The 23,608-nt window shown below is 67.8% G+C and carries 20 protein-coding genes; 11 read left to right on the top strand and 9 right to left on the bottom strand.

Features of this window, described 5'->3' with window-relative positions:
• Positions 1-6: 6 nt before the first annotated feature.
• Positions 7-1,830 carry a translation elongation factor 4 gene (gene lepA / locus AC4GYU_RS02655; RefSeq protein WP_491085356.1) on the bottom strand — a complete coding sequence of 608 codons (1,824 nt, stop codon included), beginning with the start codon at positions 1,828-1,830 and terminating at the stop codon, positions 7-9.
• Positions 1,831-1,996: 166 nt separating this feature from the next.
• Between lepA and AC4GYU_RS02650 the strand changes: the two genes are divergently transcribed.
• A complete protein-coding gene (locus AC4GYU_RS02650; protein WP_491085355.1) occupies positions 1,997-4,801 on the top strand; it encodes a M16 family metallopeptidase in 2,805 nt (934 codons plus the stop codon).
• 60 nt (positions 4,802-4,861) lie between these two features.
• Here AC4GYU_RS02650 and AC4GYU_RS02645 read toward each other — a convergent pair whose 3' ends face one another.
• The 3 genes from AC4GYU_RS02645 to purE all read right to left on the bottom strand — a co-directional run bounded on the left by AC4GYU_RS02645 (position 4,862) and on the right by purE (position 6,925).
• Positions 4,862-5,314 (bottom strand): hypothetical protein, encoded by a 453-nt coding sequence (locus AC4GYU_RS02645; protein ID WP_491085354.1) that lies wholly within the window; start codon positions 5,312-5,314, stop codon positions 4,862-4,864.
• 85 nt (positions 5,315-5,399) lie between these two features.
• Positions 5,400-6,455 (bottom strand): 5-(carboxyamino)imidazole ribonucleotide synthase, encoded by a 1,056-nt coding sequence (locus AC4GYU_RS02640; protein WP_491085353.1) that lies wholly within the window; start codon positions 6,453-6,455, stop codon positions 5,400-5,402.
• Positions 6,452-6,925: a 5-(carboxyamino)imidazole ribonucleotide mutase gene (purE, locus tag AC4GYU_RS02635; RefSeq protein WP_491085352.1), complete on the bottom strand. Its 474-nt coding sequence runs from the start codon at positions 6,923-6,925 to the stop codon at positions 6,452-6,454. Before purE ends, AC4GYU_RS02640 begins: the two co-directional genes overlap by 4 nt.
• Before the next feature lie 123 nt (positions 6,926-7,048).
• Between purE and AC4GYU_RS02630 the strand changes: the two genes are divergently transcribed.
• On the top strand, positions 7,049-7,630 hold the full coding sequence (locus tag AC4GYU_RS02630; protein ID WP_491085351.1) for a GGDEF domain-containing protein: 582 nt from the start codon (positions 7,049-7,051) through the stop codon (positions 7,628-7,630).
• On the opposite strand, the gene AC4GYU_RS02625 is transcribed toward AC4GYU_RS02630, so the two are convergent.
• Positions 7,627-8,832 carry an ABC transporter permease gene (locus AC4GYU_RS02625; RefSeq protein WP_491085350.1) on the bottom strand — a complete coding sequence of 402 codons (1,206 nt, stop codon included), beginning with the start codon at positions 8,830-8,832 and terminating at the stop codon, positions 7,627-7,629. The genes AC4GYU_RS02630 and AC4GYU_RS02625 overlap by 4 nt on opposite strands.
• Complete coding sequence (locus AC4GYU_RS02620) at positions 8,829-9,761, bottom strand: ABC transporter ATP-binding protein (RefSeq protein ID WP_491086866.1); 933 nt, start codon at positions 9,759-9,761, stop codon at positions 8,829-8,831. The genes AC4GYU_RS02625 and AC4GYU_RS02620 overlap by 4 nt, the downstream gene beginning before the upstream one ends.
• 56 nt (positions 9,762-9,817) lie before the next feature.
• On the opposite strand from AC4GYU_RS02620, the gene queG reads away from it, so the two are divergent.
• Positions 9,818-10,876, top strand: coding sequence for a tRNA epoxyqueuosine(34) reductase QueG (gene queG, locus AC4GYU_RS02615; RefSeq protein WP_491085349.1), 1,059 nt, complete (start codon positions 9,818-9,820; stop codon positions 10,874-10,876).
• Here queG and AC4GYU_RS02610 read toward each other — a convergent pair.
• Entirely contained in the window at positions 10,854-11,210 is a 357-nt protein-coding gene (locus tag AC4GYU_RS02610) for a hypothetical protein (protein WP_491085348.1), read from the bottom strand. The two genes, queG and AC4GYU_RS02610, sit on opposite strands and share 23 nt — an antisense overlap.
• 104 nt (positions 11,211-11,314) lie before the next feature.
• On the opposite strand from AC4GYU_RS02610, the gene AC4GYU_RS02605 reads away from it, so the two are divergent.
• Complete coding sequence (locus AC4GYU_RS02605; RefSeq protein WP_491085347.1) at positions 11,315-12,307, top strand: adenosine kinase; 993 nt, start codon at positions 11,315-11,317, stop codon at positions 12,305-12,307.
• 74 nt (positions 12,308-12,381) lie between these two features.
• Here the strand turns inward: AC4GYU_RS02605 and AC4GYU_RS02600 are convergent, their stop codons facing one another.
• Both AC4GYU_RS02600 and AC4GYU_RS02595 read right to left on the bottom strand, forming a co-directional pair.
• A complete protein-coding gene (locus AC4GYU_RS02600; RefSeq protein WP_491085346.1) occupies positions 12,382-14,007 on the bottom strand; it encodes an amino acid permease in 1,626 nt (541 codons plus the stop codon).
• A 94-nt stretch (positions 14,008-14,101) separates the two neighbouring features.
• Positions 14,102-14,479, bottom strand: coding sequence for an HIT domain-containing protein (locus tag AC4GYU_RS02595; protein ID WP_491085345.1), 378 nt, complete (start codon positions 14,477-14,479; stop codon positions 14,102-14,104).
• 51 nt (positions 14,480-14,530) lie between these two features.
• Between AC4GYU_RS02595 and AC4GYU_RS02590 the strand changes: the two genes are divergently transcribed.
• The 7 genes from AC4GYU_RS02590 (at position 14,531) to AC4GYU_RS02560 (ending at position 23,607) form a co-directional block, all read left to right on the top strand.
• Entirely contained in the window at positions 14,531-15,016 is a 486-nt protein-coding gene (locus AC4GYU_RS02590) for an SspB family protein (protein WP_491085344.1), read from the top strand.
• A gap of 187 nt (positions 15,017-15,203) precedes the next feature.
• Positions 15,204-16,595 (top strand): class II fumarate hydratase, encoded by a 1,392-nt coding sequence (fumC, locus tag AC4GYU_RS02585; protein ID WP_491085343.1) that lies wholly within the window; start codon positions 15,204-15,206, stop codon positions 16,593-16,595.
• A gap of 151 nt (positions 16,596-16,746) precedes the next feature.
• Positions 16,747-17,271, top strand: a complete 525-nt coding sequence (locus AC4GYU_RS02580; protein WP_491085342.1) for a DUF305 domain-containing protein — start codon at positions 16,747-16,749, stop codon at positions 17,269-17,271.
• Positions 17,272-17,437: 166 nt separating this feature from the next.
• Positions 17,438-18,103: an ImuA family protein gene (locus AC4GYU_RS02575; protein ID WP_491085341.1), complete on the top strand. Its 666-nt coding sequence runs from the start codon at positions 17,438-17,440 to the stop codon at positions 18,101-18,103.
• On the top strand, positions 18,027-19,625 hold the full coding sequence (locus tag AC4GYU_RS02570) for a Y-family DNA polymerase (protein WP_491085340.1): 1,599 nt from the start codon (positions 18,027-18,029) through the stop codon (positions 19,623-19,625). Before AC4GYU_RS02575 ends, AC4GYU_RS02570 begins: the two co-directional genes overlap by 77 nt.
• 9 nt (positions 19,626-19,634) lie before the next feature.
• Positions 19,635-23,123: an error-prone DNA polymerase gene (locus tag AC4GYU_RS02565; protein ID WP_491085339.1), complete on the top strand. Its 3,489-nt coding sequence runs from the start codon at positions 19,635-19,637 to the stop codon at positions 23,121-23,123.
• Positions 23,124-23,205: 82 nt separating this feature from the next.
• Positions 23,206-23,607 carry a DUF2147 domain-containing protein gene (locus tag AC4GYU_RS02560; RefSeq protein ID WP_491085338.1) on the top strand — a complete coding sequence of 134 codons (402 nt, stop codon included), beginning with the start codon at positions 23,206-23,208 and terminating at the stop codon, positions 23,605-23,607.
• Position 23,608 lies beyond the last annotated feature (1 nt).

Here is a 23,608-nt window from a genome sequence, read left to right as displayed (position 1 = left end):
ACGGCATCAGTTCTCGTCGCCCATCCGGAGTGCGGCGATGAACGCCTCCTGCGGGATGCTGACATTGCCATATTCGCGCATCCGGGCCTTGCCCTTCTTCTGCTTCTCGAGAAGCTTGCGCTTGCGGGTGGCGTCGCCGCCATAGCATTTGGCGGTGACGTCCTTGCGCAGTGCGCTGATCGTCTCGCGGGCGATGACCTTGCCGCCGATCGCGGCCTGGATCGGGATCTTGAACATGTGCCTCGGGATCAGCTCCTTGAGGCGCTCGACCATGCCGCGGCCGCGCTGCTCGGCGGTGCCGCGGTGGACGATCATCGAGAGGGCGTCGACCGGCTCCTCGTTGACGAGGATGCTCATCTTGACGAGATCGCCCTCGCGCGTCCCGATCTGGTGATAGTCGAAGCTCGCATAGCCCTTCGACATGCTCTTGAGGCGGTCGTAGAAGTCGAACACCACCTCGTTGAGCGGCAGTTCGTAAGTGAGCTGCGCGCGGCCGCCGACATAGGTCAGGTTCTTCTGGATGCCGCGGCGATCCTGGCAGAGCTTGAGAATGGGGCCGAGATATTCGTCGGGGACGTAGATGGTCGCCTCGATCCACGGCTCCTCGATGCTCTCGATCCGGTTGGGATCGGGCATGTCGGCCGGGTTGTGGAGGTAGATGGTCTTGGCTTCCTCATTCTTCGAATGCGTCAGGTGCATCGTGTAGACGACGCTTGGCGCGGTCGTGATGAGGTCGAGGTCATATTCGCGGGTCAGTCGCTCCTGGATGATCTCGAGGTGAAGGAGCCCGAGGAAGCCGCAGCGGAAACCGAAGCCCAGCGCAGCGCTGCTTTCGGTCTCGAAGCTGAAGCTCGCATCGTTGAGCCGGAGCTTGCTGATGCTCTCGCGGAGTTTCTCGAAGTCGGCGGCGTCGACCGGGAAGAGGCCGCAGAAAACCACCGGCTGGACTTCCTTGAAGCCCGGCAGCGGCGCCGCGGCCGGCTTCTTAGCGTCGGTGATCGTGTCGCCGACGCGGGTCTGCGCGACTTCCTTGATCTGTGCGGTGATAATGCCGATTTCGCCCGGCCCGAGTTCGGGCAGGAGTTCGAGCTTGGGACGAAGGCACCCGACCCGGTCGACCAGATGCTTGGTCCCGGCGGCCATGAAAGCGATTTCCTGGCCCTTGCGGATCGCGCCGTCGATGACGCGGATCAGGATGACGACGCCGAGGTAGGGGTCGTACCAGCTGTCGACGAGCATTGCCTTCAGCGGCGCATCGCGGTCGCCCTTGGGCGGCGGAATCTTGGTGACGATCGCCTCGAGCACCTCGTCGATGCCGATCCCGCTCTTGGCGCTGGTCAGGACCGCGTCGCTGGCGTCGAGCCCGATCACTTCCTCGATTTCGGCCTTCACCTTTTCGGGCTCGGCCGCGGGAAGGTCGATCTTGTTGATGACGGGCACGATCTCATGGTCGTGCTCGATCGACTGGTAGACGTTGGCAAGGGTCTGCGCTTCCACGCCTTGCGCCGCATCGACGACGAGCAGCGCACCTTCGCACGCGGCAAGGCTCCGGCTGACTTCATAGGCGAAGTCGACGTGGCCCGGCGTGTCCATCAGGTTCAGCGTGTAGGTCTCTCCGTCGCCGGCCTTGTAGTTGAGGCGGACGGTCTGGGCCTTGATGGTGATCCCGCGCTCTTGCTCGATCTCCATATTGTCGAGCACCTGGCCATGGGTCATCTCGCGCTCGGTAAGGCCGCCGCAGCGCAGGATGAGACGGTCGGCCAGCGTCGACTTGCCATGGTCGATGTGCGCGATGATCGAGAAATTGCGGATGCGGGAAAGGTCAGTCATTTGGAGGCGCCGCTAGCAGGGTCCGCGTCTGATGTCAGCCGTGGACCTTGGCCCTGCGTTCCCACCATTGGTCGAAGAGGTGCAACCGTTCGTCGACGGCAGCGTCGGCTCGCGCGCGAAAGGCCCCACTCGGTGCCCACCGAATTCTCACTGGAGCTTCAGACTCATGCGCTCATCCCTACGCCTTGCCGCCCTTCTGGCCGGCGCATCGCTGCCCGTTCTCGCTGTTCCGGGCGCGGCCGTCGCGCAGAGCCAGGCCCCGGCGCCGCTTCCGAGCCTCGTCAGCGAAGTGAAGATCCCGAACCAAAGCTTCAAGCTTGCAAACGGCCTGACCGTGGTCGTTCACGAGGACCGCAAGGCGCCGGTGGTCGCGGTAAGCGTCTGGTACAATGTCGGCTCCAAGGACGAGCCGCAGGGCAAGACCGGCTTCGCCCATCTGTTCGAGCATCTGATGTTCAACGGGTCGGAGAACCTGCCTGAGGACTATTTCAAATATACCACCGAGATCGGCGCGACCGACCTCAACGGCACGACCAGCTTCGACCGGACCAACTATTTCCAGACCGTGCCCAAGGCCGCGCTCGAGCGCGCCCTGTTCATGGAATCGGATCGCATGGGCTATCTGCTCGGCGCGGTGACCCAGCAGAAGCTGGATAACCAGCGCGGCGTCGTCCAGAACGAGAAGCGTCAGGGCGACAATCGCCCCGGCGGCCTCATTCAGTATGAGATCTTCGGCAACCTCTTCCCGGCCGGCCACCCCTATCACCACACCCCGATCGGCTCGATGGCCGACCTCGACGCCGCCAGCCTCGCAGACGTCCAGGCCTGGTTCCGCGACAATTACGGCCCGAACAATGCGGTGCTGGTGCTTGCCGGCGACATCAATGCTGCTGAGGCCCGTCCGCTGGTCGAGAAGTATTTCGGCAGCATCAAGCGCGGTCCGGTGAATGTCCCCGCCCAGGCCGCCGTGCCGGCTGCCAACGGCAAGACCATCGTGATGAAGGATCGCGTCGCCGCGACCATTCTCAACCGCACCTGGGCGATCCCGGGCATGCTCGACAAGCAGACGGCGGCGCTCGAGCTTGGCGGTTCGGTGCTCGGCGGCCTTGCCTCCTCGCGCCTCGACAATGCCCTCGTGCGCAACGAGAAGCTCGCCGTGTCGGTGTCGGCCAGCGCGCAGCCGCAGCATCGCGTCGGCCTCTTCTCGATCCAGGCGACCGTCCGCCCGGGCGTCGATCCGGCGCAGGTCGAGAAGCGCCTCGACGAGATCATGGCCGACTTCATCGCCAAGGGTCCGACCCGCGAGGAACTCAAGCGCGCCGCGACCCAAGAAGTCGCCGGGACCATCAAGGGCCTCGAGCAGGTCGGCGGCTTCGGCGGCAAGGCCGTCGCGCTGGCCCAGGGCCAGCTCTACGCCAACGACCCCAACTGGTTCAAAAAGCAGCTGGACGAATATGCCCGGGTCACCCCGGCGCAGGTCCAGGCCGCCTTCCGCCAGTATCTGAGTCGCCCTGCGCTCAAGATCCGGCTCGAGCCCGGTGAGCGTCCGCCCTACCAGGAAGCCAAGGGTGGTTCGGCCGCGCCGCAGGCCGGCACGCCGCCGACCCCGACCAAGCGGGCCATTCCGCCGGTCGGCCAGTTCGCCGCGCTCGACTTCCCGACCATCCAGCGCGCGACGCTGTCGAACGGGATGAAGATCACTTACGCCCAGCGCAAGGCCGTCCCGGTGACGACGATGGCGCTGGCGTTCGATGCCGGCCAGGCCGCCGATGCCGCCAACCAGCGCGGCCTGCAGTCGATGACCCTCGGTCTGATCGAGGAAGGCGCGGGCAATCTCTCGGCACAGCAGATCGCCGAGCGCCAGGAAGAGCTTGGGGCCGACATCAGCACCAGCTCGAGCCTCGACCGCAGCACCGTCGTCCTGTCGGCGCTGTCGGCCAATCTCGCGCCGAGCCTCGACCTGCTCGAGACGATGGTCGAGCAGCCGACCTTCGCCTCGACCGAACTGGAGCGCGTCCGCACCCAGGCGCTGACCGGCATCGCCCAGCAGCAGCGGGACCCGAACGGCATCGTTGGCCGCGTCGTCCCGTCGCTGATCTGGGGCGCGAACCACCCTTATGCGGTGGTCGGCGCGGGTGATCCGAACGCGGTGAAGAGCTTCACCCGCGACGACATCGTCGCCTTCCAGCAAAAGTGGCTCCGCCCGGACAATGCCGAGATCTTCGTGGTCTCCAACCTGCCGCTGGCGCAGCTCACCCCGCAGCTCGAGAAGCGCTTCGGCAGCTGGGCGGTCCCGGCCGGCGTCGCCAAGGGCGTGAAGACCTTCACCGCGCCCCCGGCCCGCCCGGCCAGCCCGACCGTCTATCTCGTCAACGTTCCGAATGCCCCGCAGTCGGTCGTGGTCGCCGCCCAGGTGACCCCGGTCGATCCGCGTGGCGACGTGATCGCGTCGCAGGCAGGTTCGGAAGTCCTCGGCGGCAACTTCCTGTCGCGCATCAACATGGACCTGCGCGAGGCCAAGGGCTGGTCCTATGGCGTCAGCGGTAACTTCAGCCTCAATCGCAATGGCGTGCCCTACACGATAGCGGCCCCGGTCCAGGCCGACCGCACCGGCGACTCGCTCGTCGCGCTGAACGGCCAGGTCACCGACATGGTCAGCAGCAAGGGCATCACCAGCGAGGAGCTGCAGCGCGTCCTGGCGAACAACATCAATACCCTGCCGGGCCGTTTCGAGACCTCGAGCGCGGTGCTCAACGCGATGCTGTCCAACAGCCTGCTCGGCCGTCCGGACGACTATCAGGTGCGGCTTGCCGACAAGTATCGCGCGCTCAACCAGGCGGGCATCGACACCGCGCTGCGGTCGGCAATCGATCCGAAGGGCTTCACCTGGGTCGTGGTCGGCGATGCCGCCAAGGTGAAGCCGCAGCTCGATAAGCTCGGCTATCCGGTCCAGGTCATCGAGGCGAAGTAAGCCTCGGTCAATTTGGCGTAGGAAAGGGCCTCGGCAGCAATTCCGGGGCCCTTTTTCCCGTCAGTCGCCGGCGAGCGCGAGCAACTTGGGCGCGTCGTCGCTGGTCCGGAACAGGGCACTGAACCGGTGCGCGCCGGCACGGGCGGTGCATTCGAGCCGGCTGCGATTCATCGCAAAGGGTATCAGCAGGCACGATCCGCGTGCCGGGCGAACGTCGTAGCGCTGGCCGCCGCGACTGACGATCGTAACCTGATCCACCGCCAGCCTGGTCTGGTCGCCGGTCTGCCGGTCAACGCGGCTGCGAAAGCTGATCAGGCGGCCGTCGGTGCCCGCGAAGACGAACGACACCCCGCCCGTCGCATAGACGAGGTTGATGAGCTGGGGCCGACAACCCGCCCGCGACCGCCCGGGGAGGGCAAGTCGGTCGCATTCGCCCTTCATGAAGCGCAGGACGGCGCCGGGCGGCGGCTTCGGTGCCGCAGCGCTCGTTCCGCCGCACAAGATCAGGATCATGGGCGCAAGCAATCGGCGCAAGAACGTGGCTCCGACGAAGGGGATCGGCGCCTCAACGCCGAAAGGGGGGTTCGTGTCCGAAGGCTCAGCCAAGCCGGGTCACATGCCCCATCTTGCGACCGGGGCGGGCCTCGCCCTTCCCGTAGAGGTGCAAGGCCGCATCTCGTTCGGCGAGGAGTTCCGGCCAGCGCTCGACATCGTCGCCAATCAAATTCTCCATCTCCGCCGCAGCGCCGCGACGTTCCGGACTGCCTAATGGAAGCCCACAGATTGCGCGGATATGCTGGGCGAACTGGGAAGTCTGCGCGCCCTCGATCGTCCAGTGGCCGCTGTTGTGCACCCGGGGCGCGATCTCGTTGACCATCGGGCCGTCGGCGCAGGCGAAGAATTCGACCGTCAGCACACCGATATGCCCTAGCTTGGCCGCGATCGCTCCGGCCTGGCGGCGGGCCTCGGCGACATGCCGGTCGATCGAGTCTCCGGCGGGGATGAGCGAGCGGCGGAGGATTCCGTCCTCGTGGATGTTGCGCGCACAGTCGAAGAATTCGATGTCGCCGTCTTCGCCGCGCGCAAGGACGACCGAAAATTCCGCCTCGAAGGCAATGCCCTGCTCGGCGACCAGCGATTGCCCGCCCAGCGACGCGAGCGCTGCCGCGGCTTCATCAGGTGAACGGACCCAGGCCTGTCCCTTGCCGTCATAGCCGTCACGCCGTGTCTTCAGGACGAGCGGAAGGCCGAGCGCCGCGATCGCCTGTTCGAGATCCTCGGCATTGTCGACCGTCCGCCACGCGGCCGGACGGCCGCCTGCTTCCTCGACAAAGGCTTTCTCGGCCGCGCGGTCCTGCGCGATGCGAAGGCTTTCGGTCCCGGGCCTGAGCTTGTCGGCAATGGTCGCGAGGGGGCCGACCGGAAGATTCTCGAACTCGTAGGTGACGACATCGCACTTCGCGGCGAAGCGCTCGAGGGCGGCGACATCGTCAAAGGCCGCCCGGGTGAAGTCCGCCGCGACGTCCGCAGCGCAGGGGCGCTCGTGCGGATCGAAGATGTGGCAGCGAAGGCCAAGCGGCGCTGCGGCCATGGCCAGCATCCGGCCGAGCTGACCGCCGCCAATGATCCCGATCGTTCCGCCCGGGCCGATCACTCGGGCTGCTCGACCACACTGTCGGTCTGCCGCTGACGCCAGGCGTCGAGCCGGGCCGCAAGGGCTTCGTCCCCGAGCGCAAGAATCGAGGCGGCAAGCAGGCCGGCATTGATCGCACCAGCCTTGCCGATCGCCAGCGTCCCGACGGGGATGCCGCCGGGCATCTGCGCAATGCTGAGCAGGCTGTCCATGCCGGACAGGGCTTTGCTCTCGACCGGGACGCCGAGAACCGGAAGGCTGGTCATCGAGGCCGCCATCCCGGGGAGGTGCGCCGCACCGCCGGCGCCGGCGATGATGACCTTCAGCCCGCGATCCCGCGCGCCTGTCGCATAATCGTACAGTCGCTGCGGAGTGCGGTGCGCCGAGACGACCTTTGCCTCATGGGGAATGGCAAGCTCCTCGAGGATCGCGGCGGCATGCCGCATCGTCTCCCAATCGGACTGACTGCCCATGATGATTCCGACGTTCATTGCCCGGTCGTGCCCTCCGCCTCAGGGCCTGCTGTCTAGTGGCAGGCCGGCGACATGTCACCCGCTCCCCAAGCGTCACAACATGCGTTATGAAGCTCCGCCCCGGCGGGAGTGGGGCCTAGCATGACTGACGAGCGCAGCATGGTCGACGAGGATCCGCTTGCCTTGCGGGCCGAGATCGCACGGCTGCGCGCCACCGTCGCGCGGCTGGAGCGGCAGGTCGGCGAGCTCGACCGCCTGGCCCATCATGATTCGCTGGTACCGCTGCCGAATCGCCGCGGGTTCGAGCGGCAGCTCTCTGCACTGATCGACCGCTGCGAACGCTATGGTGATGGCAGCGCGCTGCTGTTCGTGGACGTCGACGGCCTCAAGGTCGTCAACGACAGCTTTGGTCATGAAGCGGGCGATGCCGCGCTCATCCATGTCGCCGAGCTGCTGACCGGCGGCGTCCGGCAAAGCGATTGCGTGTCGCGCTTCGGCGGGGACGAGTTTGCGGTCCTGCTCGAGCGGGTCGACCTAGCGCAGGCGATGGAAACCGCGGCGCGGCTGACCGACCTCATCGCCGGCACCACCTTCGTTCATGCCGGGGTCGCCATCCCGCTCTCCGCGGCCATCGGGATTGCCGAAATCCGGGCAGGAGACCGACCCGAGGACGTGCTCGTCCGGGCCGACCTTGCCATGTACGAACAGAAGGCGGCGGCCTAGGCCTTCGCCATCTGACGCTTCCACCAGCCGCGCCGACCGCTCTTGCCGCTGAGCACCGAGCGGCGGAACCAGGCCGCGGCGAACTTCAGGATGATCGCAACCCACAGCATCTGCCACGCCAGCGCGGCAAGGTGGGGCAGGATTGCGGGATCGAGCGCGGCCCGGGCCATCATCGCGAAGGGCGACGAGAGGGGGAAGGCTGCGGCCAGGAGTCCGAGCGGGCCATGCGGTTCGCTCAGCGCGAAATTCGCGAGCGCGAACAGCGCGACCTGCGCCATGGTCACCGGCATCGACAGCGTCTGCACTTCGCGCGCGCTGCTTGCCTGCGCGCCGATCCCGAGGAAGGCCGCGCCGATCAGCAGATAGCTCATCGCGAAATAGGCGCAGCCGAGGAGGGCGAAGACCGGCCAACCGACGGCGGGCTGGGGCAGGCTGGCGATCTTGCCGGGATCGAGCAGCAACGCGGCGCTGGCAAGGCCGGCGGTCGTCCAGACGGCGATTCCGGTCAGGCTTACGCTCAGCATGGCGAAGAGCTTGCCGAGGAAGACGGTTTCGACTGGCACCGCGGCGGCGAGCACTTCGATGACCTTGTTCGACTTCTCCTCGATGAACTGGGAAAGGAGCATGCCGGAGAGAAGCAGGGTCAGGAAGAAGAGCAGGGCCTGGCCGGCGCGGGCCGTGGTCGAGCGCGCGGCTTCGATCGACCCGGAGGTGGTCGCCACCCGCTTGATCAGGATCCCGGGCATAGGCTTATGGTCGGGCGCGGCGCGCGACATGATGAGGATCGCCTGTCCGGCAAGGCCATTCTGCTGGTCTATCGCGCCGATGATCCAGGGCTCGCCGAACGGATCCTTGAGAACCGCGACCACCGGATTCTTGCGGTCGGCAAGCAGGGCTTCCGGGGTAGCGCCCGGGGTCGCGGCGACCAGTTTCGGGAAGCGGCTGATACCCGGCAGATCGTCGAGCTCGTCGCGCGCTTCCTGAAGGCGGGCAAGCTCGGCAGGCGACGCGATGACGGCGATCCGCGGACGCGCTTCTTCCTGTGCGACGCGGGCACCGATCCCGGCGAAGAGCAGGCCGATCAGCACCGGGAAAAGCGGGCCGATCAGGAAGAAGAGGAAGGTCCGGCTGAGCACCGTTGCGGTATAATCGCGGCGGGCGATGACGAGCGCGGCCTGTAGTCGATTGAGCCGCCGGGTCATGCCGACACTCCCTTGCCCATCGCCTCGGCCGCGGCGGAGCCGGCGATCGCGACGAAGGCGTCGTGGAGGCCGGGCCGCTCGATTGAAAGCGTCTCGATGCCCGCATCATGTTCGAGCAGCGCGCGGAGCAGAGGCTCCGGTCCCTCCGGCGGAAGTTCGAAGCGCCATTCCCGGCCGGTCCATCGCGCCTCGGGCGGAAGCGCGGCCTGCCAGGGTCCCTCCTGCTCGCGTGTCTGAAGGCGGACGATGGGGCGGAGCCGGTCGCGCGCGGCGTCGACGGCGCCGGAGAAGGCAACCTTGCCTCCAGCGATGATCGCGATCCGCTCGCACAGCCTCTCGGCATGCGCGATGACATGGGTCGAGAAGATCACCGTGGCGCCGGCGGCAGCCTCGGCGCGAATCAATGACTCGAGCTTCTCCTGATTGATCGCATCGAGGCCGGAGAAAGGCTCGTCGAGCACGATCAGCCGTGGGTGATGGACGAGGGTGCCGAGTAGCTGCACCGTCTGCGCCATTCCCTTCGACAGGGTCCGGATCGGCTTGTTCTCCCATTCGGACAGTCCGCGCTCGGCCAGCATCTCGACTGCCCGGCGCCGTCCCTCGCGGAGCGGGAGGCCCCGCAGGGCGCCCATGAAGGCGATCGCCTCGCGCGCCACCATGGCGGGATAGAGGCCGCGCTCCTCGGGAAGGTAACCGACCTCGTTGGCCGCCTCGAGCGGGCGCGAATGACCTAGCAGCGAGCGCTCTCCGCTGTCGGGATCGATGATCCCGAGGAGCATCCGCAAGGTGGTGGTCTTGCCCGCTCCGTTGGGGCCGAGCAGTCCAAAGATGCTTCCGCTCGGCACCGACAGGCTGACCCCGTCGACGGCGCGCTTGTCGGCAAAGGTCTTGACGAGGTCGTGCGCGGAGACGGCAGCGCCCTCGTTCATGACTTGCTGCAGCACTCGTCTGGCCTCCCCGCTCGTCCCTGATGTAGTGAGGCGAAGTGCTTGAACCCGCAAGCCTTAAGGAAAGGATACGAGCCGAGGCCGAGCGCCTGGGATTCGTCACCTGTGGCTTCGCCAGGGCCGACGCGGTCCCCGAGGCCGGGGAAGCACTCCGGCAATGGCTCGCCGAGGGCCGCCACGGCAGCATGGGCTGGATGGAGGAGCGCGCCGGCCAGCGAGCCCGCCCGCAGGCCCTCTGGCCCGAAGCCAGAAGCGTGATCGCGCTCGGAATGAGCTATGCGCCGGGACAGGACCCACGCGCCCTCGCCGATGCCCCCGACCGGGGCCGCGTCAGCGTCTATGCGCAGGGTGGCGACTATCACAAGACGGTCAAGAAGGCGCTGAAGGCACTCGCCCGCTTCATCGTCGACGCGGTCCCGTCGGAGCTGAAGGTGTTCGTCGACACCGCGCCCGTGATGGAGAAGCCGCTGTCTGCAGCGGCCGGGATCGGCTGGCAGGGCAAGCACACCAATCTTCTTTCGCGCAACCACGGCAACTGGCTCTTTCTCGGCGTCATCTTCACCGAACTGGAGCTCGAGCCCGATGCGCCCGCCTCGGAACATTGCGGCAGTTGCACCGCCTGCATCGCGGCCTGCCCGACCGGCGCCATCGACGGTCCGCGCCGGATCGATGCCCGCAAGTGCATCTCCTATTTGACCATCGAACATGCCGGGCCGATCCCCGTCGACCTTCGCGTGCCGATGGGAAACCGCATCTATGGCTGCGACGACTGCCTCGCCGCCTGTCCGTGGAACCGCTTCGCCGAGCAGGCGCAGGCCAATCGCGCCTTCATGCCGCGGGCCGAACTGGTCGCGCCGCGGCTCGCGGATCTCCTCACGCTCGACGATGCAGCGTTCCGGACGCTCTTCGCCGGAAGCCCGATCAAGCGGATCGGGATCAAGCGCTGGCTCCGCAATTGCCTGATTGCGGCGGGCAATAGCGGCGATGCGACGCTGCTAGCGAAGGTGGAAGCTCTGCGGGCCGACGAGGACCCGGTCGTCGCCGAAGCCGCCGACTGGGCACGGGGCCGCCTGCTCAGCGCTGACCGAGCGCCGTGATGCAGCTTTCGACCGGGTAGGAGTCACCGCTGCCCGGCCGGCGGGCGTCGCTGTGGAGGATAGTCGATGCGCCGGTGCCGCTCGCGGGTGGGTAGAGATAGGCATCGAGCACGCAAGTCGCATTCTGCCACTGAAGTTTCAGCGCACTCCCTTCGCGGACCTGAAAGGAGGGCGCGCCGAAGCGCAACGCAAGCTCATCCTGGGTGAGGCCCGAGATCCCGCTGCGCGTCGCGACCGGGCCCGGCGTCGGTTTCGGGGTGGTCGTCTTCACCGGCGGCGGGGTGGTCGCGCAGGCGGCGATGACGAGAGCGGCGAAGGGGACAAGGCGGCGCATCGCCCGCTGATGGCGCTCCCCGGCGGCGGGGGCAAGGCTGGACGCGCCCGAGTGCCGCCGCTACCCGCCCCGGCGATCTTTCCCTTGCTCAGTCAGGACCTTTGATGACCCAGACCCGCTACGACGTGCTCGCGATCGGCAATGCCATCGTCGACGTGATCGCCGACGCCGACGACGCCTTCCTCGAGGCCGAAGGCCTGGTGAAGGGGTCGATGCGCCTGATCGATGAGGAAGAATCGACCCGGCTCTATTCGCACATGAACGCGGGCCGCGAGATCAGCGGCGGTTCGGCCGGCAACACGGCCGCGGGCCTTGCCGCGCTCGGTCTCAAGGTCGCCTATGCCGGGCAGGTCGCCGACGACCAGCTCGGCGCCATCTATGTCCACGACATCAAGGCGCAGGGCATCGACTTCATCGTCGCCCCCCGCAACGGCATCGGTGCGACCGCGACCAGCCTGATCCTCGTCACGCCCGATGCGCAGCGGACGATGAACACCTTCCTCGGTGCGACCCAGCGGCTCGAACTTGGCCACTTCGATCCGGCGATCGCGGCCGAGGCGAGCATCCTCTACCTCGAGGGCTATCTGTGGGATCCGGAAGCGCCGCGCGCCGCGATGGTCGAGGCGATCGCCGCCGCCCGCGCCGCCGGTCGCAAGGTCGCGCTGACCCTGTCCGACACCTTCGTGGTCGATCGTCACGGCGCGGACTTCCAGCGCCTGCTCGACGAAGGGCAGCTCGACATCCTGTTCGGCAACGAGGCCGAGCTTCTCTCGCTCTCGGGGGCGACCGACTTCGAGGCCGCGGTGGCGGCGATCGCGCCGCGCGTGCCGCTGCTGGTCGCGACCCATGGCGAAAAGGGTGCGGTCGCCGTTCGCGGTGACGAGCGGGCGAGCGTGCCCGCCGAGCCGATCGAGCAGCTGGTCGACACGACCGGCGCGGGCGACCTGTTTGCCGCGGGCTTCCTCGCTGGCGAGGTCCGCGGGCTCGGGCTCGAAGCCTCGCTCCGCCTCGGCGCGATCGCTGCGGCGGAGGTCATCCAGCATTATGGCGCCCGTCCCGAGGCCGACCTCAAGGAACTTACCGCCGACCTCCTTTAAGACGAGCGTCTTCAGGACAAAGAAAAAGGGCCGGTGCAGCGATGCACCGGCCCTCTTCGTTTGTGCCCGGAAGATCAGGGACGATCGGCCGGGTTACCTTCACCGCCAACGCCGGCGACCTGCGGATTGAGCTCGTCAACCTCGGCCTCCGGTACCTCGACGATGCCACGACCCAGATGGCTCGCCTTCCGGCTGTAACCGAAATAGACCAGCATCCCGACCGCACCCCAGATGGGGAGGACGAGCATCGCGTCGACCGGCAGGTTGAAGAAGAGGAAGATACAGCCCGCGATGGTCAGCGGCCCGAGCAGCCACAGCGCCGGGGTGCGGAAGCTGCGCTCTCGGTCCGCGGCGGACTTGCGCAGCATCATGACCGCGATGGCGACCATCATGAAGGCATAGAGCGTGCCGGCATTGGCGATGTCGGCGAGCTTGCCGACCGGCAGGAAGGCTGCGGCGAAGGCCACCGCGCCACCGGTCATGGCGGTCACGATATACGGCGTCTTCCACTTCGGGTGCACCGCCGAGAGCTTCTCGGGGAGCAGGCCGTCACGGCTCATCACGAAGAAGATGCGGGTCTGGCCGAACATCAGGATGAGGATGACCGACGGCAGCGCGAGCGAGGCCGCGATGCCCAGCGCGTTGCCGACACCCGACCAGCCGATCTGGCGCAGGACGTGCGCCAGCGCCTCGTTCGAGCAGACCAGCGGTAGCTGGTCGGCGGCGAAGGTGGCGCACTGGCGGGCAAGCTCTTCCGAGCCGGCCGGGAAGGGCACGCCGTTCGGGCCCATGATCGGCTGGCCGCCCATGGTGCCGATCGCGCCGGCGGCGACCAGGATATAGAAGACGGTGCAGAACAGGAGCGAACCGACGAGGCCGATCGGCACGTTGCGCTGCGGGTTCTTGGTTTCCTCGGCCGCAGTCGAGACCGCGTCGAAGCCGACATAGGCGAAGAAGATGGTCGCCGCCGCGCCGACCGCGCCGAGACCCGAGCCGAAGCCGCCGAACACGCCCGCGGGCAGGAACGGATTGAACTTGTCCGGGTCGAAGTAGGAGCTGGTCAGCGTGATGCCGATGAAGGCCGTCAGCGCGGTGACCTTAATCGCCACCAGCACCGCGTTGACGCGGGCGCTTTCGGTGGTGCCGATCATCAGCAGCCAGGTGATGACGAGCGCGATGAAGACCGCCGGCAGGTTGATGAACCCGCCCTCGATCCCGCCCAGCGCGAGCGGGGCGCCCGACAGCCAGGTCGGCAATTGTACGCCCAGGAATTCCTTGAGGACCGTTCCGGAGAAGAAGCCGGACCAGCCGACTGACACGGCGCTCGCCGCAACCGCATATTCGAGGATGAGGGCCCAACCGACCGTCCAGGCGAGGACCTCGCCCATGGTCGTGTAGGTGTAGGTATAGGCGGAGCCCGCGACCGGCAGCATGGCCGCGATCTCGGCATAGCAGAGCGCGGCGACGATGCAGATCGCACCGGCGATGGCAAAGGCCAGCATCAGGCCGGGTCCGGCCTTCTGCGCACCTGCGGCCGTCAGCACGAAGATACCCGTGCCGATGACGCAGCCGATGCCGAAGAGCGTCAGCTGGAACGCGCCAAGCGTACGGTGGAGCGACTTCTTCTCCGCGGTCCGGAGAATTGCATCGAGCGGTTTGACCCGCCCGAACAGCCCCTCATTGGGTGCCGATGTTGCCATAACTATATTGATCCCCTCCAAGGAATTCGTGGCGGGGGAGCGTAGCGGCTAGTTCCCACCGCGCAATGCCTCTCGTCACCTGCCTGCCGATGGCTCAGCGCGCGAGCATCGGGCCGAGCGGCTGACCGCCGAACAGGTGGACATGGAGGTGGCCGATCTCCTGGCCGGCGCGCTTGCCGACGTTGGCGAGCAGCCGGTAGCCCTGCGGCTCGGCGCCGACGATCCGCGCGGTCTCGCCGATCGCCCGGACAAAATCCGCGATTTCCCCTTCGTTGGCATGCGCCGAGAAATCTTCCCAGCTGACGTAGGCGCCCTTGGGCAGGACCAGCACGTGGATCGCGGCCGCCGGGTTGATGTCGTGGATGGCAATGCTGTGCTCGGTCTCGAGCACCTTCTTGGCCGGGATTTCGCCACGCAGGATGCGCGCGAAGATATTGGTCTCGTCGTAACTTTGCTTGTGATCAATTGGCATGATGGCGTTTCCCGGTTGACCCTCAAGTCCGTCCCGCTACCAGTTTGCCGCATGGCCGACGAGACTCCGGAAAGCCTGATTCCCTACGACGAGATCGTGCAGGAAGCCCTGCGCGACGTGGTCGGCCGCGTGCTGACCTCGGTCGAGAAGGGCGGCGGGTTGCCCGGTGGGCACCACTTCTACATCACCTTCCGCACGCGCATGGCGGGAGTGGAAATCCCGAAGCATCTTGCGCAGCGCTTCCCGGACGAGATGACGATCGTCATCCAGCACCGCTTCTGGGACCTGCATGTCGCGCCCGATTTCTTCACCGTCGGCCTGAGCTTCGGCGGGGTCCCCGCGACCCTTCGCGTGCCGTTCGCAGCGGTCACCGACTTCGTCGATCCGGCGGTCGACTTCAGCCTCAAGTTCCAGGCCAATGGCGCCGAGAACGATGGGCACGAGGACCATGACGTGGCGGAGAATGACGCCCCGGCCGCGGTCTCGGTCGAGGACGGCTCGAACGTCGTGTCGGTGGACTTCACTCGCAAGAAGTGACGCGGCGCGTCATCCCGGGCTTGATGGTCATGCCCGGCAAAGGCAGTCATGTCCCCCGGACATGACTGAAGCTCTGCGGGAAAGAGTTTTACCTTTTCCGGCTTGACCATGGGTCCGCCTTCCTTTTGACGCGCCTTGAAGAATGAGGCGGATCCCGGCTCGAGGCCGGGATGACGGAAGGAAGCGCATGACCAACACCCGCACCGAAACCGACAGCTTTGGCCCGATCGAGGTGCCCGGCGATTGCTACTGGGGCGCCCAGACCCAGCGCAGCCTCGGCAATTTCCCCTTCGGCGAACGCGAGCGGATGCCGATCCGGCTGGTCCACGCCCAGGCGATCGTCAAGCAGGCCGCGGCCCGGGTGAATCGCAAGCACGGCCTCGACGCCAAGCTCGCCGATGCCATGGAAGCGGCCGCGGCGGCGATCATCGCCGGCAAGCATGACGACCAGTTTCCCTTGACCATCTGGCAGACCGGCAGCGGCACCCAGACCAACATGAACGTCAACGAGGTCGTCGCCGGTATCGCGAACGAGGCCCTGGCCGGCACCCGCGGCGGCAAGAGCCCGGTCCACCCCAACGATCACGTCAACAAGAGCCAGAGCTCGAACGACAGCTTCCCCAGCGCGCTTCACGTCGCGGCGGTCCTTGCGGCGGAGCAGCAGCTCTATCCCGCGCTCGACCGTCTGACCGCGGCGCTCGAGGCCAAGGCCGAGGCTTGGGACCATATCGTCAAGATCGGCCGGACCCATACGCAGGACGCGACCCCGCTGACGCTCGGCCAGGAATTCTCGGGCTATGCCGCGCAGCTCAAAGCCTGCCGCGCCCGGATCGAGGGCGCGCTCGAGGGCAATCTGCGCAAGCTGGCGATCGGCGGCACCGCGGTCGGCACCGGCCTCAATGCGCCCGAGGGTTGGGCCGACGACATGTGTGCGGCGATCAGCGACATCGCCGGCTCCTCCTTCTATCCCGCGCCCAACAAGTTCGCGGAAATGGCGGCGCGTGACGGCCTCGTCTTCTTCCACGGCGCGCTCAACACGCTTGCCGTCGCGCTGACCAAGATCGGCAACGACATTCGCTTCCTCGGGAGCGGGCCGCGCTCGGGCCTCGGTGAATTGAGCTTGCCCGAGAATGAGCCGGGCAGCTCGATCATGCCGGGCAAGGTCAACCCGACCCAGGTCGAGAGCCTGACGATGGTCTGCGCGCAGGTCATCGGCAACGGCCAGGCGGTCACCGTTGGCGGCCTCCAGGGTCATTTCGAACTGAACGTCTTCATGCCGCTGATCGGCTCGAACGTGCTTCGCTCGGTCGAGCTGCTGTCGGTGTCCATGGTCAGCTTCGCCGAACGTTGCGTCGAGGGCACCGAGGCCAATGAGGAGCATATCGCCGAGCTGGTTGGCCGCAGCCTGATGCTGGTGACCGCGCTGGCGCCCGAGATCGGCTACGACAATGCCGCCGCGATCGCCAAGCATGCGCACAAGAAGCGCCTGACGCTGAAGGAAGCCGGGCTCGAGCTGGGGCTGGTGGACGCCGAGACGTTCGACCGGGTGGTTCGTCCCGAGGCGATGATCGGACGCTGATCTCAAGGCGTCGTTACCCTAGGCGATCTTTATCCGTCACCCCGAGGGATCGTTCATTCGTCACCCCGGGCTTGACCCGGGGTCCAGCTTCTTCCTTCTTGGCTTGGCCGGACCGAGCAGCGGGATCCCGGCTCAAGGCCGGGATGACGTGATGCGTAAGATTGTCTTTCTCTCCGCACTGCTCCTCGCCGGCTGCGCGACGCAGAAGCCCGATCCCAATTCCATGAGTGGCCGGCCTGCTCGGTCGGCACCGCCGCTGCCGAAGCCCGACGTCGAGGTGCCGACCGCGGCGACTTACCTGGCGCGAGCCGCATCCTACGACCAGCTGGTGATCCGGGCGGCACAGGTGCCGATCCTGGATGGGAATGCGGCATTCGATGGTTTGCCGCAGTCGTTGGCCGAAGAGCATCGTGGGTTGGCCGGACAATTGTCGATGGCTGGCCGCCGGCTCAATCTGCTGCCCGCCGCGACCTTGCTTCCCAATCACCGGGTCTGGTTGGACGAGTTCGCCTCCGCGCCTTCGCAGGCCGCTTACCTCCGGCTGATGCGCAAGGTACACCAGAACAGCTATGCAATGCACGCCGCTTATGGAGCCCGCGGCGACAGCCCCACCTTGCGCCTGGTCGCCCGTAATGCCGCGGACGTCGAACGCCGCCACTTTGCCCTGTTCCACTAGGGGCCGCTGAGTCGCCCCGTTGACTCCGTTCGCGGACTCGCGCGAATAAGAACAAAAGAAGAACAATAGCGTTGCGAGTCGTGTGGATCGAGGTCTTCACCTGGTCGCCGGCGGCGGGAGCCGTGCGGCTGAAGAAGGGCTGTTCCCCGGCGAAGGCCGGGGTCCAGTGCCTCCTTCGGCTGCGCTGGGAACTGCTCCAGCAGCCACTGGGCTCCGGCTTTCTCCGGAGAACAATGCGGCCATCCTCTCCGAACTCTTCGCCGCCTCGCCGCGCGATGCGGGCTGGACCGGCTTCGTGCTCGGCCAGCTCGACCCCGCGCGGCCCCTGCTCTGGGTGCAGGAGCGAATGGCGATCCGCGAGGGCGGGCGGGTCCATGCGGCGGGGCTGGGGGCGATCGGCCGTGGCCTCATCCATGTCGAGGCGCGCGACGCCAAAGCGGCCCTGTGGGCGATGGAGGAGGGCCTCCGATGTCCGGCCTTAAGCGGGGTGATCGGCGAATTGTGGGGCGACCCGCAAGCGCTCGACTTCACCGCGACGCGGCGACTGGCGGTGGCGGCGGAACGGAGCGGGGTCGCCTGCTGGCTGGTCCGGCTGCAGGGCCAAGCCAACCTCAGCGGCGCGCGCGAGCGCTGGCGGCTGGGAAGCGCGCCGAGCCTTGCCCATCCGTTCGACCCCAAGGCGCCCGGAGCCCCACGCTGGCAGGCCGAACTGTTCCGCTCGCGTCGGCGGCTGCCGGGCACGTGGGTGGTCGGCGATGATGCGCCGGATCTGCTCCCTGTGGCTGCCGAACCTGGCGATCGAGCGGTGGGCCAATGGCAGCGACGCGCCTGACGACGCGCTCGCCCGCCCGCTGGTCCTGACGGTCGAGGGACGGCACGGCCAGCTCATCCATGCGGCGACCCCGGCCGCGGCGGCGCGCGGGGCGCGGCCGGGCGGACGGCTGGCCGACGCCCGCGCGCTCGACCCCGGCCTCGAGGCCGAGCCGGCCGATCTCGCGGGCGAGGCGGCCTGGCTCAGGACCGCGGCGCGCTGGGCGCAGCGCTGGTCGCCCCTGGTCGAGATCGACGGCGAGCATGGCCTACGCCTCGACGTCGGCGGGGTCGCGCACCTGTTCGGCGGCGAGGACAGGCTGATCGCCGACATGGAGGCGCGCTTCGCGGCCATGGGGATCGGGGCGCGGGCCGCGATTGCGCCGACCGCGGGTGCGGCCTGGGCGCTGGCGCGCTACGGACGCGGCGCCCGGCTGGCGGCGGAGGCCGAGCTGGCGCGCGTGCTCGCCCCCTTGCCGGTCGCGGCGCTGCGCCTGTCGCCGATCGCCAACCACATGCTGGTCCGGCTGGGGCTCAAGGAGATTGGCGATCTTGCCGGGGTCCCGCGCAAGGCGCTCGCCCGGCGGTTCGCCAAGGATGAGCATCCGCTCGACGCGCTCGACCGCGCGCTCGGCCGCAAGCCCGAGCCGCTCACCCCCTTGCCCGAGGATCCGCCGCCGCGCGCGCTGCTGCCGCTGAAAGAGCCGGTGGTGCATCCCGAGGCGGCGGCGCAGGCGCTCGGCCGGTTGGTCCCGCCGCTGGCGCGCACGCTCGAACGGCGCAAGCTCGGCGCGCGGCACCTGGTGCTCACCGCTTTCCGGGTCGACGGCAGCTTGGGCGAAGTCCAGGTCGCGACCTCCATTCCCTCGCGCGAGCCGGCGCACCTCCACCGGCTCCTGTCCGGCATCCTCGAGCGGCAGGGGATCGACCCCGGCTTCGGGATCGACGCCTTCGCGCTCGAGGTGCGCTGGTGGGAACGGCTCGACGCGGCGCAGGACGCGCTGCTCGGAGAACCCCCGTCCGAACTGGCGGTGGCGGCGCTGATCGACCGGCTGAGCGTCCGGCTGGGCCCGGCCAAGGTGCGGCGGCCGGTGCGGGTGCAGAGCCATTTGCCCGAGCGTGCGGCGGGGTGGGGCGAGGGGGTGGATACTGCTGCTCCCCTCCCGCTCGCGGGAGGGGCTGGGGGAGGGCCTGTGTCACGCGCTGGACAAGCCCTCCCCCCGGCCCCCTCCCGCGAGCGGGAGGGGGAGAGCCTGCCCACCCGCCTTCTCGATCGCCCCGAGGAAGTCGCGGTCATCTACGCCACGCCCGAGGGTTTGCCGCGCCGCTTCGTGTGGCGCCGCCGGGTGCACGACATCGCCCGCGCGCAGGGGCCGCAGCGGATCTCGCCCGAGTGGTGGCGCTCGCGTTCGACCGCGCGGCTGCGCGACTATTACAAGGTCGAGGACATGGAAGGGATCCGTTTCTGGATCTTTCGCGAGGGCGTGGTCGGCGACGGCCGCGGCGGCGCGCCGGCCTGGTTCGTCCACGGGCTGTTCGCGTGAGGACGGGCCGTGCCTGAACAGGAAGGCCATGCCCGCAAGCGGCTCGAACTCACGGGGCCGCTGGCGCCCATTCCCCGCGCGCCGTTCGTCGAACTGGGGATCTCGACTCCCTTCTCCTTCCTGCGCGGAGTGTCCGACGCGCTGGAGCTGATCCCGGTCGCGCGCGAGCTCGGCATGGACGCCATCGGGGTCGCCGATCGCAACACGCTGGCGGGCGTGGTGCGGATCCACACCAATGCCAAGACGGCGGGCGTGAAGCCGCTGATCGGGTGCCGGCTGGTGGTCCGGCTTTCTCCCCGCCCGCTTGGGGGCGGGGGCGAGGGAGGGGTTGTTCCGATCCGCGCCGATCTCGAATTACAGGCCCTCCCCCCGGCCCCCTCCCGCGAGCGGGAGGGGGAGCAGGTCGAACTCCTCGCTTATCCCATCGACCGCGAGGGCTATGCGCGATTGTCGCGCCTGCTCAGCCTCGGCCAGGGGCGGGCGATCAAGGGGGAGTGTGAGCTCAGTCTCGACGATGTCGCGGCGCATGCCGAGGGGATCGCCTTCATCGCCTGGCCGGGCGAAAACCTCGATGCGTTCGAGGCCCGGCTGCCGCACATCCTCGCGGCCCTTCCCGGGCTCCGCCACATCGCCGCCACGCACTGCTATCGCGGCGACGACCTTGCCCGGATCGAGCGGCTCGACCGGCTGGCAAAGGGCATCGGCGGGACCATCCTCGCCTCGAACGACGTCTATTATCATGCGCCCGAGAAGCGCCCGCTGCAGGACGTGGTGACGTGCATCCGCGAGAAGGTGACGCTGGCCGAGGCAGGATACCGGCTACACGCCAATGCCGAGCGGCATCTCAAGGGCCCCGAGGAGATGGCGCGGCTGTTCGTGCGCTGGCCGCATGCGATTTCCGCCACCCGCGACTTCGCCGACGCGCTTCATTTCAGCCTAGACGAGCTGGCTTACGAATATCCGCGCGAGAGCGTGCCTGCGGGCCGGACCCCGCAGGAGCAGTTGATCCACCTGACCTGGGAGGGGGCGTCGTTCCGCTATCCGGACGGGGTGCCCGACAAGGTGGCGAAGCAGCTCCGCCACGAGCTCGCGCTGATCGAGAAGCTCGACTTCGCGCGCTATTTCCTGACGGTCCACTCGATCGTCGAATTCGCCCGTACCTGCGATCCGCCGATTCTCTGCCAGGGGCGTGGCTCGGCGGCGAACAGCGCGGTCTGCTACTGCCTCCAGGTCACCGCGGTCGACCCGGCCGACACCGACCTCCTGTTCGAGCGCTTCATTTCCGAGGAGCGCAAGGAGCCGCCCGACATCGACGTCGACTTCGAGCATGAGCGGCGCGAGGAGGTGATCCAGCACATCTACCAGAAATATGGCCGCGACCGCGCCGGCCTGTGCGCGACCGTCATCCACTATCGCCCGCGCTCGGCGATCCGCGAGGTCGGCAAGGTGATGGGCCTGTCCGAGGATATCTGCGCGGCCATCGCCGGGACCATCTGGGGCTGGGGCGAGGACGTCACCGAGACCCACGTCAAGGAGGCGGGGCTCGACCTCACCGATCCCCACCTCGCCCGCACCATCCGCCTCGCCGAGCAGCTGATCGGCATGCCGCGCCACCTCAGCCAGCATGTCGGCGGCTTCATCCTGACCGAGCGGCCGCTGATCGAGACGGTCCCGGTCGGCAACGGCGCCATGCCCGACCGCACCTTCATCGAATGGGACAAGGACGACATCGAGGAATTGGGCATCCTCAAGATCGACGTGCTCGCCCTGGGCATGCTGACGTGCATCCGCAAATGCTTCGGCCTGATCGAGGAGATCCACGGCGAGAAGCTCGACCTCGCCACCGTCCCGCGCGAGGAGCCCCGGGTCTACGACATGCTCTGCAAGGGCGACAGCCTCGGTGTCTTCCAGATCGAGAGCCGGGCGCAGATGAACATGCTGCCGCGGTTGAAGCCCCGCTGCTTCTACGACCTCGTGATCGAGGTCGCGATCGTTCGACCCGGACCGATCCAGGGCGACATGGTCCACCCCTATCTGAAGCGCCGGCAGGGGAAGGAGCCGGTCATCTACCCGCGGCCTTCGCCCGACCATGGTCCGCCCGACGAGCTCGAGCGGATCCTCAAGCGGACCCTGGGCGTGCCGGTGTTCCAGGAGCAGGCGATGAAGATCGCGCTCGACGCGGCGCGGTTCAGCTCGGCCGAGGCCAACCAGCTCAGGAAGGCGATGGCGACCTTCCGCAGCCGCGGCACCATCGACCTTCTCCAGGACAAGATGGTCGAGCGAATGGTGACCCGCGGCTACGAGCGCGAGTTCGCCGAACGCTGCTTCCACCAGATCCGCGGCTTCGGCGAATATGGCTTCCCCGAAAGCCACGCGGCGAGCTTCGCCCACCTCGTCTACGTCTCAAGCTGGCTGCGCTGGAAATATCCCGCAGCCTTTGCGGCGGCATTGCTCAACAGCCAGCCGATGGGCTTCTACGCCCCTGCCCAGATCGTGAAGGACGCGCAGGCGCATGGGGTGACGGTGCTGGCGGTGGATGTGAACGAGAGCGGGTGGGATTGCTCGCTGGAGCACCAGCGCCCTTCGACTGCGCTTCGCTCCGCTCAGGACGAACGAAAAGTCGCAAGCCAGAACCTCGTTCGTCCTGAGCGAAGTCGAAGGACGCATGCCGAAGTCGCGCTCCGCCTCGGCCTCCGCCAGGTCGAGGGCCTGCGCGCCATGGACGCGGCCAAGCTGGTGGCCTCGGCGCCCTATCGCACGGTCGAGGAGCTCCACCGCCGCGGCGGGGTGCCGCCGCATGCGATCGTTCGCCTCGCCGAGGCCGATGGCTTCCGCTCGATCGGGCTCGACCGCCGCCAGGCGCTGTGGGACGCCCGCGCGCTCCGGCCGGTGCCCGAGCTGCCGTTGTTCGCCGCCGCCCGGGCGCGCGAGGAGGGCGAGGAGCAGGAGAAGGCCATCCTCCCCGCCATGCCTTTGCCCGAGCATGTGGTCAGCGACTACCAGACCGTCCGGCTCAGCCTGAAGGCCCATCCCATGCAGTTCCTGCGCGACCATTATGCGTCGCGGGGCTTCGTCCGGGCGTCCGACCTGCGCGACATTCGCTACGGCAAGCGGGTCAGCCTCGCCGGGCTGGTCCTCATCCGCCAGCGACCGGGCAGCGCCAAGGGCGTCTGCTTCATCACGCTCGAGGACGAGACCGGCAATGCCAATCTGGTCGTCTGGCCCGATGCCTTCGCCGCCCAGCGCAAGGTGGTGATGGGCGCCCGGCTGATGGTCGTCCACGGCATCGTCCAGCATGACGAGGCGGTCTGCCACCTCATTGCGAGCCGGCTCGAGGACGACAGCTGGCGGCTCCGGACACTCAGTGACAGTCAGGCCCTCGATCCGGGGCTTGGCCGCGGCGACGGGGCCGGACCGAGCCGCCCGCCCATGGCCCGCCACCCGCGCGAGGCCGAGGTCATTCCCAAGGCGCGGGTCACCAACTGCCCTACCCACTGAGCCCGGACGCGGGCGGGAAATGCCACATTCCCGCCACGCTTCGGCAAGGCTGGCGCAAGGAAGTCCGTGCTATTGCAACAGCATGCGCACATTCCTGTCCCTTGCCGCCGCGGCTGCCGCACTTCTCGTGGCGACCCCCGCCGACGCCAAGAGTCCGATCGAGGGCCTGTGGGCGAATCCCAAGCATTCGATCGTCGTCCGCATCGGCCCCTGCGGGCCGCAATGGTGCGGCAAGGTCGTCAAGGCGACCGCCAAGGCCGAGGCCAAGGCGGCTAAGCAGGGCTATGACGGCCTTGAGGGCGAGAAATTGCTCAGCAACATCGTTCCCGCGGGCAATGGCCGCTGGAAGGGACGTGTCTATGTGCCGCGCTTCGGCACGCATGTCGGCAGCAGCATCGTCCTCGTCGGTCCGGACAAGCTGAACGTGTCAGGCTGCGTCGCAGGAATCATCTGCAAGAAGCAGCAGTGGACCCGCGTCGACTGAC

Source organism: Sphingomonas sp. SP2 (genome assembly GCF_058313385.1).
This window is presented reverse-complemented; position numbering and strand designations above follow the sequence as displayed.

Bases quoted from the DNA above. Each gene is read 5' to 3' on its own strand.
- AC4GYU_RS02580 (WP_491085342.1), top strand. From the start codon at position 16,747: ATGCGTAAGATTGTCTTTCTCTCCGCACTGCTCCTCGCCGGCTGCGCG.
- purE (WP_491085352.1), bottom strand. From the start codon at position 6,925: ATGAACGTCGGAATCATCATGGGCAGTCAGTCCGATTGGGAGACGATG.
- AC4GYU_RS02605 (WP_491085347.1), top strand. From the start codon at position 11,315: ATGACCCAGACCCGCTACGACGTGCTCGCGATCGGCAATGCCATCGTC.
- AC4GYU_RS02610 (WP_491085348.1), bottom strand. From the start codon at position 11,210: ATGCGCCGCCTTGTCCCCTTCGCCGCTCTCGTCATCGCCGCCTGCGCG.
- AC4GYU_RS02595 (WP_491085345.1), bottom strand. From the start codon at position 14,479: ATGCCAATTGATCACAAGCAAAGTTACGACGAGACCAATATCTTCGCG.
- AC4GYU_RS02645 (WP_491085354.1), bottom strand. From the start codon at position 5,314: ATGATCCTGATCTTGTGCGGCGGAACGAGCGCTGCGGCACCGAAGCCG.
- AC4GYU_RS02590 (WP_491085344.1), top strand. From the start codon at position 14,531: ATGGCCGACGAGACTCCGGAAAGCCTGATTCCCTACGACGAGATCGTG.
- lepA (WP_491085356.1), bottom strand. From the start codon at position 1,830: ATGACTGACCTTTCCCGCATCCGCAATTTCTCGATCATCGCGCACATC.
- AC4GYU_RS02620 (WP_491086866.1), bottom strand. From the start codon at position 9,761: ATGAACGAGGGCGCTGCCGTCTCCGCGCACGACCTCGTCAAGACCTTT.
- AC4GYU_RS02560 (WP_491085338.1), top strand. From the start codon at position 23,206: ATGCGCACATTCCTGTCCCTTGCCGCCGCGGCTGCCGCACTTCTCGTG.
- AC4GYU_RS02650 (WP_491085355.1), top strand. From the start codon at position 1,997: ATGCGCTCATCCCTACGCCTTGCCGCCCTTCTGGCCGGCGCATCGCTG.
- AC4GYU_RS02600 (WP_491085346.1), bottom strand. From the start codon at position 14,007: ATGGCAACATCGGCACCCAATGAGGGGCTGTTCGGGCGGGTCAAACCG.
- AC4GYU_RS02570 (WP_491085340.1), top strand. From the start codon at position 18,027: ATGATGCGCCGGATCTGCTCCCTGTGGCTGCCGAACCTGGCGATCGAG.
- AC4GYU_RS02630 (WP_491085351.1), top strand. From the start codon at position 7,049: ATGACTGACGAGCGCAGCATGGTCGACGAGGATCCGCTTGCCTTGCGG.
- AC4GYU_RS02625 (WP_491085350.1), bottom strand. From the start codon at position 8,832: ATGACCCGGCGGCTCAATCGACTACAGGCCGCGCTCGTCATCGCCCGC.
- fumC (WP_491085343.1), top strand. From the start codon at position 15,204: ATGACCAACACCCGCACCGAAACCGACAGCTTTGGCCCGATCGAGGTG.